We start from the raw sequence: 13,547 nt of genomic DNA on the forward strand, positions 1-13,547 counted from the left end.
CGGTGGTCCCAGAGCGATTCCGTGGCGCCCGGGACAGGTTGGGTGCGAATGCGGTCGTGCGACGCAAGCTCGCGCTGCGCTGCGGAGGCGCTGTCGCGTTACGCCACGCGTTCGGCCGCGCGTTTCACGGCCTCGAGCCGCCGCGCCTGGTTTTGCGCGCCACGTTCTCTCAACAGGGCCATCACTTCGGGCGGGGCTGTATCGGGCGAGCCCGAATTGAACGGCGGCGCGGGGTTGTATTCCATCTGGAGCTGGATCGCTTCCGCCGTGGTGCGGTCGACGAGGATCGACACCAGCGTCAGCGCGAAATCGATGCCGGCGGTGACACCGCCGCCGGTGATGCGGTTGCGGTCGATGCAGACGCGGGTCTTCGTTGGCGTCGCGCCGAACTGGCTCAGCATCTCCATCGCGCTCCAATGGGTGGCGGCACGGTAGCCCTTCAGGAGGCCGGCGGCGCCAAGCGCCAGCGATCCCGTGCAGACCGAGGTGACGTATTGTGCGCCCGCGGCCTGCTTGCGCAGGAAGTCGAGCACCTCCTCATCGCCAAGCAGATCGTTGGTGCCGCCGCCGCCGGGCACGCAGATGACGTCGAGTTGTGGGCAATCGGCGAAGGTCGTGGTCGGTGTCAGGGTGAGCACGGAGTCGCTCGGCACCGGCTCGATCCGCTTCCAGATCAAATGCAGCTTCGCGCCGGGCACCATCGCGAAGACCTGCAGGGGACCGGTGAAGTCGAGCTGGGTGACGCGCGGAAATATCAGGAGACCGATCTGGAGCGGGGACGTCATCGGCGGATCCTTTCAAAGATGAGCTTGACGGGCGAACTTTGGCATGGTGCCCTTGTGGCTGAAATGGCATAATTCCCACTATTTCGGACATGGACCATGATCGGCATTCTGATCTTCCCGGACTTTCAGCTGCTCGATGCGGCCGGCCCGATCTCGGCGTTCGAGGTCGCGGCGCGCTGCGCCGGCACGCCGCTGGCGCTACGGTTGCTGGCGCTGAATGCGGGGCCGGTGCGCAGCTCGTCGGGCGTCGAGATGATGGCGCGTGATTTCAGGTCGGCAAATGCGATCACGACGCTGGTGATTGCGGGCGGCGCGGGCGTGGCGGACGCGGCGCGTTGCGAGGCAACGCGCGCCTTCGTGCAACGGTTGGCCAGGCGCGGCGTGCGGGTCGCAAGCGTCTGCTCGGGCGCCTATGTGCTGGCCGAGGCCGGCCTGCTCGACGGCCGCCGCGCCACCACGCATTGGGGACGCACGCGGGATTTCGTCGCGCGCTATCCCAAGGTGAAGTTCGAGCCGGACCAGATCTTCACCCGCGACGGCAATGTGTGGACGTCGGCGGGCATCACCGCAGGGATCGACCTGGCGCTCGCGATGGTGACCGAAGATCATGGCGAGGAGATCGCGCAGCAGGCCGCGCGTCACCTCGTGCTGTATCATCGCCGCAGCGGCGGCCAGTCGCAGTTCTCCTCGCTGCTGGAATTGAAGGCGCCGAACGGCCGCTTCGGCGCGCTGCTGTCCTGGGCGCGCGAGAATCTCGACACGAGGCTGACCGTTGAAGATCTCGCCGATCGCGCCGGCATGAGCGCGCGGCACTTTGCCCGCGCGTTCGCCGCCGAGACAGGCACGACGCCGTCCAAGGCGGTCGAGCGGCTCCGGCTCGAGGTCGCGCGCGAGCGCGTGCAGTCCTCGCGCGAGGCGATCGAGCTCGTCGCCGAGACGACCGGGTTTGGCGATCCCGAAAGAATGCGGCGCGCCTTCATCCGCGCCTTCGGCCAGCCACCACAGGCGCTGCGGCGCGCGGCGCGGACTGGCTAGGGGGAGCTCGCTGCAGCAGAGCCGGAGGCCTGCGCGCGCGCCGTCAAACGCCGCGCAATCGGCATCAGCAGGTATGGCGCAAGGTGGATCGGAAACTGCGTCATTGCGAAATAGAGCCATGTCGTTGCCGGCAACGCGCCGGCGGTCGCGGCCAGCATCAGCCCGAGATTGCGCTGTGACACCATCAGCCCGAGCGCCAGCGCGCGCTCGTAGCCGATGCGGCGGAACAGCAGCGTGGTGACCGCCAGCAGGGTGAAATAGATCGCGAAGGACAAGGCTGCGAGGCTGAGGGTGACGAGCGGCTGGGCGAGCAGGTCGCTGACGACGTCGCCCATGATCGCGGCCGCGAAGACGAAGAGGATGATGATGTTGAGGCCGTCGATCGGCGCCTTGTGACGCTGGATCGCCTCCGCGCCGAAGACCCAGCGGATGGCGGTCGCGGCCAGCAGCGATGTCGCGAGGATGCCGAGGAGTTTCAGGCCCAGCGTCAGCGGTGTGATGCTGAGCATGTCGCCGAGGAAGAGGCCCGCGAATAGCGAGGCGGTGAAGGGCACCAGCGCGGTCGAGGTCACCAGCGTGATCAGCACGAGCGTGGCGTCGAGACCCATCAATGCGGCGAGGGCAGGCGAGGCCATCATCGGCGAAGCCATGCTCTGGAGCATCAGCGCGAGCGAAAGCCCGGGCGCGCGGGCCGTGAGCTCGGTTGCGTGAGCGATCAATCCGACGATCAACGGCACGCCGATCGTGGTCCAGGCCGTGGCAGTTGCAACCAGCGCCGGGCGGCGCAGATGGCTGTACAGCGCGGCCAGATCGACCCGCATGAACGAGATGCAGAGCAGGCAGAGGATGGCCTCGGTGAGATAGGGACGCAGCAGCGCGCCGAGCGGCGGCACCGCGGCGGCGATGAAGACCACGGCCGCCACCGCGCGGGTGCCTTGGCTGCCGAGCCAGTTCAGGGTGCGCAGCGGCGGCGCTAGGATGGATTGGAGAGGAGAGGCCATGCGGAACGGCGTTTCAGCCCAATCCCTTCAGCCACGCGCCGATCTCGCCGATTGCGACATTGGCCTGTGGCAGCAGCTTGCCCATCGTGAAGAAACCGTGGAACTGGCCGGGATAGTGCCTGGTCGTGACTGATACGCCGGCCTGCTTCAACCGCGCGGCATATTCGTCGCCTTCGTCACGCAGCGGATCGGCGCCGGCGGTCAGCACGTAGGCCGGCGGCAGGCCCGCCAGGTCCTGCGCCCGTGCCGGCGATGCGCGCCAATCGTGGATGTCGGCGGCGCCGTTGAGGTAGTGGTCGCGGAACCAGCGGATCACCGAATGCGTCAGCAGCACGCTGGTCTCGGGCTCGCTGTGGGAGCCGTGGGTCATGGCGAAATCGGTGGCGGGATAGATCAGCACCTGGCCCGCGAGCGCAGGGTCGCCGGCATCGCGCGCGGCGAGCGCGACGACCGCGGTGAGGTTGCCGCCGGCGCTGTCGCCGCCGATAGCGAGGCGAGCGGCGTCGATGCCGAACTCGCGTGCGTTGGCGGCAACCCATCCGGTCGCGGCGATGGCGTCATCGGTGGCCGCGGGAAATTTGTGCTCGGGGGCCAGACGGTAATCGACCGAGATCACGATCAGCGCGCCGGCGTCGGCCAACTGGCGGCAGGCGACATCGTGGGAGTCGAGATCGCCGATCACCCAGCCGCCGCCATGGAAGAATACCAGCGCCGGCGCCAGGCCGTCGTGCCGGCGCGGCTCCTTCGGAACGTAGATGCGCGCGGGAATCGCGCCGTGTGGGGACGGGATCGAGAGCGGTGCAACGTGGGCGAGCTCGGGCGGCTCGGGGTTGGTGGCAAAGCGGGCCTGCGCGTAATAGGCGCGGGCCTCGGCCGCCGTCAGGGTCTCGTAGGCCGGGCGGCCGGCGTCCTGGAAGGCCTTGTAGACGGCAGCGGCATCGGGATCGAGCACAACGGGCATCGGGAGTGACCTCGGGGGTGTTTCGGGTCGGGGGCAATCGGAAGACGATGCCCGCCTCGCGCCCCTGGGAGGGGCGTTCGACTATCCCATTCGGCAGCCGGTCTGGCCAGACGGGGCCCGGAAGGGCAGGGTTGCCGCCCTTCCCCCGCCGTATTCGCCGTGTTAACCGGAGGGCCTGCGAGCGGCGGTATCCTCTATAAAATGTCCAGCAAGCCCGATTCGCTGTTGAAGCCGCGCGAGATGTTTCGAACCATTACTCTGACAGGTCTTGCGGCGCTTTTGGCCGCCACTGCACTGACGGTTGCGACGCCGGCTCGGGCGCAAATCGGCACGATCTTTTCCGATCCGCCGCCGTTGCGGCCGCCCGGCAACATTCCGCGTGGCCAGCCGCAGCCGCAGCAGATCCCCGATGACGACGAAGAGGTGCCGGAGCTGCCACCGCAGGGCCGCGTGCTGCCGTCGCGCCCGATGCCTCCGCCGCCTCAGGGGCGGCAGGGAAATGTGATGCCGGGGCCGGTCGAGACCCAGCCGCTGGCGCCGCCGCCGGGCTCCACCGTCGCCCCACCCAACCAGCCGCCGCCCGTTGCGGTCGCGCCGCCAGGAGGCGCTCAGCCGGGCGCGCCGGGGCGCCAGCCGCAACAGAAGGGCGGGCCGGGCGGCGCCGTGCCGCAGACCCCGGCGAGCCTGCAGCCGGGCGACGAGGTGGTCACCGAACCGCCGGCGCAGAAGATCGTGAACAAGAAGGCGACGTTCTCCGGTCTCGACAAGATCACCGGGCGCATCATCAATTTCGACGAGGAGATCGGCGAGACCGTCCAGTTCGGCGCGCTCAGGGTCAAGACCGACGCCTGCTACACGCGGCCGGCGACGGAGGCCACCAATACGGACGCCTTCGTCGAGGTCGACGAGATCACCCTGCAAGGGGAGGTGAAGCGGATCTTCTCGGGCTGGATGTATGCGGCAAGCCCGGGCCTGCACGGTGTCGAGCACCCGATTTACGACATCTGGCTCACCGACTGCAAAGAGCCGCAGCAGACGATCGCCACCGCGGCACCGGATCCTGCGACCAAACCGCCGCCTCCGCCGCCGCCCGCGCAGAAGAAGGCCGCGCCCAAGCAGGTGCAGCAGCGTCCGCCGCAGCCCCTGCCGCCGATCCAGCAGCAGCAACCGGCACCACCGCCGCCCCCGCCGCCGGAGCAGCGGCCGGGTCTGTTCGGTATCCCCGGGTTTGGCCGCTAGGCCAAATCCCCGGGTTTGGCCGCTAGGTCAGATCTCGCAGCTTCGGCTGCTAAGCCGGCTATCGATTATTGTCGCGAGGCGATGATCTCGAGCGCGCGTGCGCCCGGGATGGCTTCGCCCGACGAGAGCCTGAGGAAATCGCCGGGCTCGCCGGCCAGCGCCTTGTCGAGCAGCGCGGTGTAGCGACGTCGCGAGATCTCGACGGCGCCGAAGCTTTTCAGATGCTCGGTGACGTATTGGGTGTCGAGCAGCTCGAAGCCGCCATGGATGAGCCGCGCGACCAGATGCACCAGCGCGACCTTGGAGGCGTCGCGCGCGGTGTGGAACATGCTCTCGCCGAAGAACGCCCGTCCCAGGCTGACGCCGTAAAGTCCTCCGACGAGGTCCTCGCCCTGCCAGGCCTCGACGCTGTGGCAATGGCCGAGCTCGTACAGGCCGCCATAGAGGTCACGGATGCGCTTGTTGATCCAGGTGTCCTCGCGTCCTTGCTGCGGCGCGGCGCAGCCGGCGATCGTCGCCTTGAATGCGGTGTTGACCGTCACGCGAAACGCATCCGAGCGCACGGTGCGCGCGAGCCGCGAGGCGACGCGAAATCCAGCGAGGGGGATGACACCGCGAAGCTCCGGCTCGACCCAAAACAGGGTCGGATCGTCGGCGCTTTCCGCCATCGGGAAGATGCCGCAGGCGTAGGCGCGCAGCAGCACGGCCGGGGTGATTTCAGACGAAGCGGAGTCACGCGAAGTCATGGTGCGCAATCATAGCAGGATCGCGATGCGGTTGCGATGGGGCGCAGTTGGGCGCCAGCTCAGCCCGCGGCGGCGGTGCTGGTCTTGCCGAGGCTCGGGGGCACGCGACCGAACTTCAGCACGATCCGGGTTCCCGAATGCGTGGGATCGCGCTCGACCGCGGCGTCGAGCTTGGAGGCCATGGCCGCGACGATACGCTGGCCCATGCCGGTGGAGCGCGGATCGGCCTTGACGTTGTCGCCGACGCCGTTGTCGGTGATCGACAGCAGGAGATCGTCACCTTGCGCGTTCAGCTCGACATGGATGGGGCCGGCGCCATCGGGATAGGCGTATTTCACCGCATTCATCACCAGCTCGTTGACGATGATGCCGACGGCGACCGCGCGGTCGGGGTCGATCTCGATCGGCTCGGCCTTCAGCGTCAGGCGCGACATCCGGTTGCCTTCGGCCGAGCGGCGGAGATCCTCGAGCAGCGAGTCCAGATACTGGTTCAGGACCACGCTCTTCAGGTCCTGCGAGGTGTAGAGTCGGCGATGCACCTGCGCGACCGCGGCGACGCGGCCCATCGCATTGGTCAGGGCCGCCTTGACCTCGTCCTGCGCGGCGGAACTGGCCTGCAAATGCAGCAGCGAGGCGATGATCTGGAGCGAGTTGCCGACGCGGTGGTTGACCTCGCGCAGCAGCATCTCGCGCTCGGCGGCAAGCGCCGCGTAACGGTCGCGCGAGGCATGGATCTCGGCCTCGGCTTCCTCGCGCGCCTTCTGCAGTTCGGCTTGGCGCAGCGCGCCCTCGCACGCGACGTGGAGCAGGGGGATGAAATCGCCGGTGACGTCCTTGACGAGATAATCGGAAGCGCCCGCCTTCAGCGCAGTGACGGCGATGCTGGAATCCTGCGAGGCCGTGACGAACACCACCGGCGGCGCGCCCGGGATCGCCATGACCTGCTCCAGCGTCTCCAGGCCGTCGAGGCCGGGCATGTACTGGTCGAGCGCCACGACATCGATGCCGCCCTCGGCCCCGGCGCGGCGGATGCGCTCCAGGCCCTCCTCGCCGCTCGCGGCATGCACGACCCGGTAGCCGCGGCGCGTCAGGCCGCGTTCGACCAGGTGCGCCAGCGCACCGTCGTCATCGATGTAGAGCAGGGTGGGCGTGCGCTGGTTCATGGGGCGGCGGGCGGGACCTGGATGACCGAGAAGAACAGGCCGAGCTGCCGGATGGCATTGGCGAAATTCTCGTAGTTGACGGGCTTGGTGATGTAGACGTTGCAGCCGAGCTCGTAGCAGCGCTTGATTTCCTGGCTGTCGTCGGTGGTGGTCAGCACCACGACGGGCGAGGCCTTCAGGTATTTGTTTTCCTTGATCTGCTTCAGGATGTCGATCCCGGTCATGTCGGGCAGGTTGAGGTCGAGCAGGATCAGGAGCGCGTTGCCCTTCTGCACGAGCCCGCTGCCGTCCGCGCCGAACAGGTGCTTCATCGCATCCGTGCCGTTCTGGAAGGAGACGATCTCGTTATTGACCCCCGAGCGGCGGATGTTGCGCTCGATCAGGCGGGCGTGGCCCTCGTCGTCCTCGATCATGATGATGGTGACTGGCTGGGTCATCGTTCTGCGTTCCGGTTGCTCTCATTCCAGGCGATCGGCAGCGTGATGGTGAAGGTGCTGCCCGCGTTCAGTTCCGATGATACCGACATGGTGCCGCCGAGGCGACGCACAAGTGCACGCACATGCGCAAGACCGATGCCCTGGCCGGGCTTGTCCTGGGTTCCCGCCCGGCGGAACAGGTCGAAGATGCGCTGGTGATCCTTCGGATCGATCCCGCGGCCATTGTCGCTGATCTCGAAGATAGCGTAGCCGAGCTTGGTCCGCCCGCGGATTCTGATCTCGCCGGGCACGCCGCTTTTCAGGTACTTGATGGCGTTGTCGATCAGATTGGAGAAGATCTGCTCGAGTGCGAGGCGGTCGCTCACGATATGAGGCAGCGGCTCGAGGCGGATCTCGGCCTGTGCTTCCGCCGCCTGATGCGCCAGCGTCGACACGACGGCCTCGATCAGCTCGCCCGTGTCGACCTTCACCGGCTGGAATTCGCGCCGGCCCTCGCGGGTGAGGTTGAGGATGGCCGAGATCAGCCGGTCCATCTTGGCGATCGACGTCTTGATGAAGCCGAGCGCTTCGGAAAAGTCCTCGGAAAGCTGCTTATCGGCGCCCTCGAGTACGATCTCGCCCGGCCCGGCGGGGGCCAGCGGCGCGCCCTCCGCGGAAACCTGGGCGAGGCTGCCGATGCGGCGGAAGATGTCGCCGCTGAGCTCTTCGAGCTCGCTGGTGAAGCCCATGATGTTGACGAGCGGCGAGCGCAGATCGTGGCTGACGATATAGGCGAAGCGCTGGATCTCGTCGTTGGCCTCGCGCAGGTCGGCGGTGCGCTCGTCGACGACGGATTCCAGATTGACGTTGGCATCGCGCAGGCGCGCTTCAGCCTCGTCCCGGGCGCGGGCCGAGCGCCGCACCAGCCAGGTCGAGATCAGCGCCAGCACAACGACCAGACCGGAGCCGATACCGGTCATCGATGCAGCCAGGGTCTGGCTGCGGTCGGAGTTGGCGGAGCGGATCTGGAACAGCCGCTCTTCCTCGCGGATCATCGCGTTGGCCTGGTTGGTGATCGTGGTCGTGCTGTTGCTGCGGGCTGCCTCACGGACGAGCTCCGTGGCCCGGTCGAGCTGACCCTGCTTGACGAAGGTCATCTCGCGCGAGAACTGGTCGAGCCGGGTCTCGATCGCCGCGCTCAGCTTCTCGATACTTTCACGTTGCGCCTGGTTGTCACCGATCTGGCGCGTGAGCTTGTCGAGCGCCGGTACGATGGCCGCGACGGCCTTCTCATGGTCCGACTGAAAATCCGGTCCCCGCGTCAGGAGAAAGCCGCGGGCGCTGCTCTCGGCGCGCCGGACTTCGAGCAACAGGGCGTTGATCTGGTTCTCAACCTCGATGGTGTGAACCACCCATTTGCCGTCCTCGCGCGCCTTGTTGACGAGATAGACCGAGCCGGCGCTGATGACGGTCAGAATCAGAAGACCCGCCGCGATCAGCAGGATCTGCCAGAATGCGCGCCGTCGTTGGGCTTCGGCCGTCACGACGGCCTCACTCTGTCACATTCAGTGGAAATCAAAGCGCCCCCATGGAACTGTCCCCGCGTCGAGAACGCAATAGGGGCCAAAGGGTTCCCGCCGGAACGGGATTTATTGCGGGGTGGGTTCCTTGCCGGCCAGGTACTGTTCCAGCCAGTGGATGTGGTAATCGCCGTTGATGATGTCGTCTTCCCGCACCAGCGCGCGGAACAGCGGCAGCGTGGTCTCGATGCCTTCCACCACCATCTCGTCCAGCGCCCGGCGGAGCCGCATCAGGCATTCGGCGCGGGTTTTGCCGTGCACGATCAGCTTGCCGACCAGGGAATCGTAATAGGGCGGGATCGTGTAGCCCTGGTACACGGCGGAATCGATCCGCACCCCCAGTCCGCCGGGCGGATGGTATTGCAAGATGCGGCCGGGTGAGGGGCGGAAGGTCTGGGGATGCTCGGCGTTGATCCGGCACTCGATCGCATGGCCGATGACCTGGATCTCGTCCTGCTTGGCCGGCAGGTCGCCGCCGGCGGCGATGCGGATCTGCTCCAGCACGAGGTCGATGTCGGTGATGCTCTCGGTGACGGGATGCTCGACCTGGATGCGCGTGTTCATCTCGATGAAGTAGAATTCGCCGTCCTCGAACAGGAATTCGATGGTGCCGACGCCGAGATATTTCATCTCGCGCATGGCCTTGGCGCAGGTCTCGCCGATCTTGGCGCGCGCGGCGGCGGCCAGCACCGGTGAGGGGCCTTCCTCCCAGACCTTCTGGTGGCGGCGTTGCAGCGAGCAGTCGCGTTCGCCGAGATGGATGGCGCCGCCGCGGCCGTCGCCCAGGATCTGGATCTCGATATGGCGCGGCTTCTGGAGGTATTTTTCGAGGTAGACGGACGCATCGCCAAAGGCGGACTTGGCTTCGTTGGCCGCCGTCGACAGCGCCACCTGGAGGTCAGCCTCGCTGTGCGCCACCTTCATGCCGCGACCGCCGCCGCCGGCTGCGGCCTTCACCAGCACCGGAAAACCGATCTGCCTGGCGATCCCCATCGCGTCGTCGTCGGGCCCGACGGCGCCGTCGGAGCCGGGCACCACGGGGATGCCGAGCCGCTTGGCGGTCTTCTTGGCCTCGATCTTGTCGCCCATCAGGCGGATATGCTCGGCCTTGGGACCGATGAAATGCAGATTGTGCTCGCCGAGGATTTCCGCAAAGCGGGCGTTCTCCGACAGGAAGCCGTAGCCGGGATGCACGGCATCGGCGCCGGTGATCTCGCAGGCCGCGAGCAGCGCGGGCACGTTGAGATAGCTGTCCTTGGACGCGGGCGGGCCGATGCAGACGCTTTCATCCGACAGGCGCACATGCATGGCGTCGGCGTCGGCGGTGGAGTGCACGGCGACGGTGGCGATCCCGAGCTCCTTGCACGCCCTGAGGATGCGAAGGGCGATCTCGCCGCGATTGGCTATGAGGATTTTGTCGAACATGATGCCTCGGGGCGAATGGGGAATAGCGAATGGCGAATGGGAAGAGCAGCTATTTGCTACTCGCTATTCGCCACTCCCTCACTCAATGATCACGAGCGGCTCGCCGTACTCGACCGGCTGGCCGTCCTCGACCAGGATCTGCGTCACTGTGCCGGCGCGCGGCGAGGGGATCTGGTTCATGGTCTTCATGGCTTCGATGATCAGCAGCGTCTGGCCGACCGAGACCTTGCTGCCGACCTCGATGAACGGCTTGGCGCCGGGCTCCGGCGCCCAATAGGCGGTGCCGACCATCGGCGACGTCACGGCGCCGGGATGCTTCGACAGGTCGGGTCCGGCGGCGGCAGGCGCGGCGGAGGCGGCCGGCAGGGCGGCTGGAGCGGCAGCCATCGGCACCGGCATGGTCGCGGCGACGCTGAGGTTGCGGGCAACGCGCAGGCGCAGGCCTGCACGTTCGATCTCGATCTCGGTGAGGCTGGTCTCATCGAGCAGCAGAGCAAGCTCGCGGACGAGCGCGGAATCCTCGCTGGAAAACTTTGCGGCTGCTTTGTCGTCTGGCTGGCGCGCCATGTTCTTTGATCCGAATGTTCTGTTTGATGAGGGGGCTTCAGGCTTTGGGCTTGATGGCAAGCTTGGCGGCAAGGCCCTGGATGGCGAGACGGTAACCCTCGATGCCGAAACCGCAGAGCGAGGCGAAGGCCGCGCGTGCCGTGTAGGAGTGGTGACGGAAGCTCTCGCGGGCGTGGATGTTGGTCACATGCACCTCGACCGTCGGGATCTGCACCGCGAGCAAGGCGTCGTGCAGCGCGATCGAGGTATGGGAATAGCCGCCGGCGTTGATGATGATGCCCTTCATCTTGCGCGCATGCGCCTCGTGGATGAAGTCGATCAGCTCGCCCTCGCGGTTGGACTGCCGGCAATCGGCCTTGAGGCCGAAGGTCGCCGCGGTCTCCCGGCACAGCGCCTCGACGTCGGCCAGCGTGGCGTGGCCGTACTTCTCCGGCTCGCGCGTCCCCAACATGTTGAGGTTCGGCCCGTTGAGGACGAGGATCGTGTCGGTTGCTGGTTCGGCCATTCCAATCCCGGCAGGTGCTTCGGCGTGGCGGGGTTATAGGTAACAAAGCGGCCCAGGGGAAGCCTTGAAGGGCCTCCCAGGGGCCTTCAGGTACCTCATCCCCGGTGCAAAAACCTGTGCGGAAGCCACGGAAATTGCTTGTTAACCAGTTCTAATCGTGGCTGCCGGAGGGAAGCTCGCCGGGGAGGGCGACGCATAGCCCAAAGGCCCCTGCCGATGTCTCGGCAAGGGCCCATTCGGGTTCAGCGAGGCAGCTTAGCCTTCGATGATGTAGACGATCTCGCGCGTCTGCGGACGGACGATGATGTATTGGCCGCGGACGTAGATCACGTCATAGCCGCGCCACTCCGGATAGATCTCGACGATCCGGGGCGGGAGCGGATGGAAGCGAACGGACGCCGGGATCGAGGCACCCACCGAGATGTTGAAGTTGACGTTGGTGGTCTCTTCGATCTTGGTCGACTTGATCGCGGTGGAGATTTCGGTCCGCTTCTCGGGAGGCGGAGCGGAAGCGGTCGCAGAGGCGGTGCCGGTCGTGGTCTGAGACTTGGTGTCGCCAGCCTTGCTGTCCGCGCCCTTGGTCTGGGCGTTCATGTTGCCGCTCTTGGTATCTGTCTCAGAGCTCTTGGACTTGTCCATTTGGGACTTGTCCATCGTGCTCTTCGACTTGTCCTGCATGGACTTGTCCTGCGCGCCCTGGGCGTGCTCGCCCTTCGCCGAGCCGGCCTTGTCTTCAGCCGCGTTCTTGTTCATCGCGCCGGGCTTTTCCATTCCGCCGGACTTCTCCGCGGCACCGGATTTCTCCATCGCGCCCGAGGACTTCTCCTCGGCGGCTCCGCCCGGCTTCATGGCGCCGCCGGCCTGACCGACGGTGCCCTTGTCCCGGCTCATGGCGCCGCCATGTTCCGCCGCGCCACCCGAAGGCTGCGCATGCTGCGCCGGCTGCTGTTGCGTCGGCTGTGCGCCGGCCGCACCACCGGTGTCGCCTTTCATGCCCTGTGCGTTCGCCACACCGGCGCCCGCGACAAGAGCGGCCGCGGCAACCGAGATCATAAAGCGGTTCAACATAGAATTCTCCTCAGGTGGTTCTTTGCGTCATTGCCCGCGCCGACAACGAAAGGAGGTTTGAGTTGTTCCGGAACTTCGCCTGTTCCGCGGCATTTGTTTGTTGAACGCCAGATGAATGACCTGGCACGAAGACGCCAACGTTCGGCGCAAGAAAAAGGCCGGCTTTTGCAGCCGGCCCCTTGGTGCTGTCAGAACTGCGAAACGTCTGATCAACAAGTCGCCTTGCCGCAGCGGGCGATGCCGATCTTTTCCTTCAGACCTTCGACGCCGACCGCGCCGATCACGATCTGCTTGCCGATGACGTAGCTCGGCGTGCCGTTCATGCCCATCGCTTCGGCGAGCTTGAAGTTCTCCTCGATGGTGGCGCGCACCTCGGGGCTGTTGATGTCCTTCTCGATCCTGGCGGTGTCGAGGCCGGCCTCCTTGGCCGCTTGAAGTGCGCGTGCCTTGTCCGCGGCGCCGCGTCCGCCGAGCAGCTTCTGGTGGAAGTCGAGATATTTCTTGCCGGAGGGATCCTGCATGTGCACGGCGACCGCGACCTGCGCCGCCTCCACCGAACCCTGGCTCAGCACCGGAAACTCCTTCAGCACGACCTTCAGCTTCGGATCGGCCTTCATGAGGGTGAGCATGTCGTCCATCGCGCGCTTGCAGTAGCCGCAATTGTAGTCGAAGAACTCGACGAAGGTGACGTCGCCGTCCTTGTTGCCGAGCACGACCTGGCGCGGCGAGTTGAAGATCGCGTCCGCGTTCTGCGCGACGCTGGCCTCGTGCTTCTGCGTTTCGGCCGCGGCCTGACGCTTGCTGAGCTCGGTCATGGCCTCCTCGAGCACCTCGGGATGGCTGACGAGATAGTTCTTGATGATCGCCTCGATGTCGGTGCGCTGGCTGTCGGAGAAACTGTCGGCCGACGCGGGCGCGGCTGCGCCGAACAGGGCGAGCGCAAACAACGCGGGAGCAAGCAGGCGCAGCGAAGGCATAGGCAAAATCCTCTTATCCAAAGCAGGTTTCGAGAAACGTCCCGGCGGACTTAAAGCTCGGTGTCGTGACGTCGCGGAG

Annotated in this window: 14 protein-coding genes; 2 read left to right on the top strand and 12 right to left on the bottom strand. The window is 66.4% G+C overall.

The features are described 5' to 3' along the window. Positions 1-98 precede the first annotated feature (98 nt). Positions 99-785, bottom strand: a complete 687-nt coding sequence (locus tag CO669_RS16625) for a DJ-1/PfpI family protein (protein WP_097660872.1) — start codon at positions 783-785, stop codon at positions 99-101. A gap of 96 nt (positions 786-881) precedes the next feature. Here CO669_RS16625 and CO669_RS16630 point away from each other — a divergent pair, with 96 nt between their 5' ends. Then, positions 882-1,820 carry a GlxA family transcriptional regulator gene (locus tag CO669_RS16630; protein ID WP_097660873.1) on the top strand — a complete coding sequence of 313 codons (939 nt, stop codon included), beginning with the start codon at positions 882-884 and terminating at the stop codon, positions 1,818-1,820. Here CO669_RS16630 and CO669_RS16635 read toward each other — a convergent pair. Together CO669_RS16635 and lipP1 are read right to left on the bottom strand one after the other, a co-directional pair. After that, positions 1,817-2,821 carry a Na+-dependent transporter gene (locus tag CO669_RS16635; RefSeq protein ID WP_097660874.1) on the bottom strand — a complete coding sequence of 335 codons (1,005 nt, stop codon included), beginning with the start codon at positions 2,819-2,821 and terminating at the stop codon, positions 1,817-1,819. The two genes, CO669_RS16630 and CO669_RS16635, sit on opposite strands and share 4 nt — an antisense overlap. A gap of 13 nt (positions 2,822-2,834) precedes the next feature. Continuing rightward, entirely contained in the window at positions 2,835-3,782 is a 948-nt protein-coding gene (gene lipP1, locus CO669_RS16640; protein ID WP_097660875.1) for a LipP1 family hormone-sensitive lipase, read from the bottom strand. Positions 3,783-3,983: 201 nt separating this feature from the next. Between lipP1 and CO669_RS16645 the strand changes: the two genes are divergently transcribed. Next, positions 3,984-5,021, top strand: a complete 1,038-nt coding sequence (locus CO669_RS16645; protein ID WP_198964059.1) for a DUF2155 domain-containing protein — start codon at positions 3,984-3,986, stop codon at positions 5,019-5,021. 65 nt (positions 5,022-5,086) lie between these two features. Here the strand turns inward: CO669_RS16645 and aat are convergent, their stop codons facing one another. The 9 genes from aat to CO669_RS16690 form a co-directional block, all read right to left on the bottom strand. Next, a complete protein-coding gene (gene aat / locus CO669_RS16650) occupies positions 5,087-5,767 on the bottom strand; it encodes a leucyl/phenylalanyl-tRNA--protein transferase (RefSeq protein ID WP_097660877.1) in 681 nt (226 codons plus the stop codon). 59 nt (positions 5,768-5,826) lie between these two features. Beyond that, a complete protein-coding gene (locus CO669_RS16655; RefSeq protein WP_097660878.1) occupies positions 5,827-6,930 on the bottom strand; it encodes a sensor histidine kinase in 1,104 nt (367 codons plus the stop codon). Then, on the bottom strand, positions 6,927-7,367 hold the full coding sequence (locus CO669_RS16660; RefSeq protein WP_097660879.1) for a response regulator: 441 nt from the start codon (positions 7,365-7,367) through the stop codon (positions 6,927-6,929). Before CO669_RS16660 ends, CO669_RS16655 begins: the two co-directional genes overlap by 4 nt. After that, positions 7,364-8,890 carry a sensor histidine kinase gene (locus tag CO669_RS16665; protein WP_097660880.1) on the bottom strand — a complete coding sequence of 509 codons (1,527 nt, stop codon included), beginning with the start codon at positions 8,888-8,890 and terminating at the stop codon, positions 7,364-7,366. Before CO669_RS16665 ends, CO669_RS16660 begins: the two co-directional genes overlap by 4 nt. Before the next feature lie 105 nt (positions 8,891-8,995). After that, positions 8,996-10,351 carry an acetyl-CoA carboxylase biotin carboxylase subunit gene (gene accC / locus CO669_RS16670; RefSeq protein ID WP_097660881.1) on the bottom strand — a complete coding sequence of 452 codons (1,356 nt, stop codon included), beginning with the start codon at positions 10,349-10,351 and terminating at the stop codon, positions 8,996-8,998. Between the two features lie 78 nt (positions 10,352-10,429). Further along, positions 10,430-10,918 (bottom strand): acetyl-CoA carboxylase biotin carboxyl carrier protein, encoded by a 489-nt coding sequence (accB, locus tag CO669_RS16675; RefSeq protein WP_097660882.1) that lies wholly within the window; start codon positions 10,916-10,918, stop codon positions 10,430-10,432. Positions 10,919-10,955: 37 nt separating this feature from the next. Beyond that, on the bottom strand, positions 10,956-11,423 hold the full coding sequence (aroQ, locus tag CO669_RS16680; protein ID WP_063194278.1) for a type II 3-dehydroquinate dehydratase: 468 nt from the start codon (positions 11,421-11,423) through the stop codon (positions 10,956-10,958). Positions 11,424-11,678: 255 nt separating this feature from the next. Continuing rightward, positions 11,679-12,491: a DUF1236 domain-containing protein gene (locus CO669_RS16685; RefSeq protein WP_097660883.1), complete on the bottom strand. Its 813-nt coding sequence runs from the start codon at positions 12,489-12,491 to the stop codon at positions 11,679-11,681. Positions 12,492-12,700: 209 nt separating this feature from the next. Next, the gene (locus CO669_RS16690; protein WP_097660884.1) at positions 12,701-13,468 is read right to left on the bottom strand and encodes a DsbA family protein; all 768 of its coding nucleotides are present in this window, start codon (positions 13,466-13,468) and stop codon (positions 12,701-12,703) included. Positions 13,469-13,547 lie beyond the last annotated feature (79 nt).

The organism is Bradyrhizobium sp. Y36, assembly GCF_002531575.1.
GTDB lineage: Bacteria > Pseudomonadota > Alphaproteobacteria > Rhizobiales > Xanthobacteraceae > Bradyrhizobium.

Excerpts from the sequence above, each read along its gene's own strand:
- CO669_RS16625 (WP_097660872.1), bottom strand. The coding sequence starts at position 785 with ATGACGTCCCCGCTCCAGATCGGTCTCCTGATATTTCCGCGCGTCACC.
- CO669_RS16630 (WP_097660873.1), top strand. The coding sequence starts at position 882 with ATGATCGGCATTCTGATCTTCCCGGACTTTCAGCTGCTCGATGCGGCC.
- CO669_RS16635 (WP_097660874.1), bottom strand. The coding sequence starts at position 2,821 with ATGGCCTCTCCTCTCCAATCCATCCTAGCGCCGCCGCTGCGCACCCTG.
- lipP1 (WP_097660875.1), bottom strand. The coding sequence starts at position 3,782 with ATGCCCGTTGTGCTCGATCCCGATGCCGCTGCCGTCTACAAGGCCTTC.
- CO669_RS16645 (WP_198964059.1), top strand. The coding sequence starts at position 3,984 with ATGTCCAGCAAGCCCGATTCGCTGTTGAAGCCGCGCGAGATGTTTCGA.
- aat (WP_097660877.1), bottom strand. The coding sequence starts at position 5,767 with ATGACTTCGCGTGACTCCGCTTCGTCTGAAATCACCCCGGCCGTGCTG.
- CO669_RS16655 (WP_097660878.1), bottom strand. The coding sequence starts at position 6,930 with ATGAACCAGCGCACGCCCACCCTGCTCTACATCGATGACGACGGTGCG.
- CO669_RS16660 (WP_097660879.1), bottom strand. The coding sequence starts at position 7,367 with ATGACCCAGCCAGTCACCATCATCATGATCGAGGACGACGAGGGCCAC.
- accC (WP_097660881.1), bottom strand. The coding sequence starts at position 10,351 with ATGTTCGACAAAATCCTCATAGCCAATCGCGGCGAGATCGCCCTTCGC.
- accB (WP_097660882.1), bottom strand. The coding sequence starts at position 10,918 with ATGGCGCGCCAGCCAGACGACAAAGCAGCCGCAAAGTTTTCCAGCGAG.
- aroQ (WP_063194278.1), bottom strand. The coding sequence starts at position 11,423 with ATGGCCGAACCAGCAACCGACACGATCCTCGTCCTCAACGGGCCGAAC.
- CO669_RS16685 (WP_097660883.1), bottom strand. The coding sequence starts at position 12,491 with ATGTTGAACCGCTTTATGATCTCGGTTGCCGCGGCCGCTCTTGTCGCG.
- CO669_RS16690 (WP_097660884.1), bottom strand. The coding sequence starts at position 13,468 with ATGCCTTCGCTGCGCCTGCTTGCTCCCGCGTTGTTTGCGCTCGCCCTG.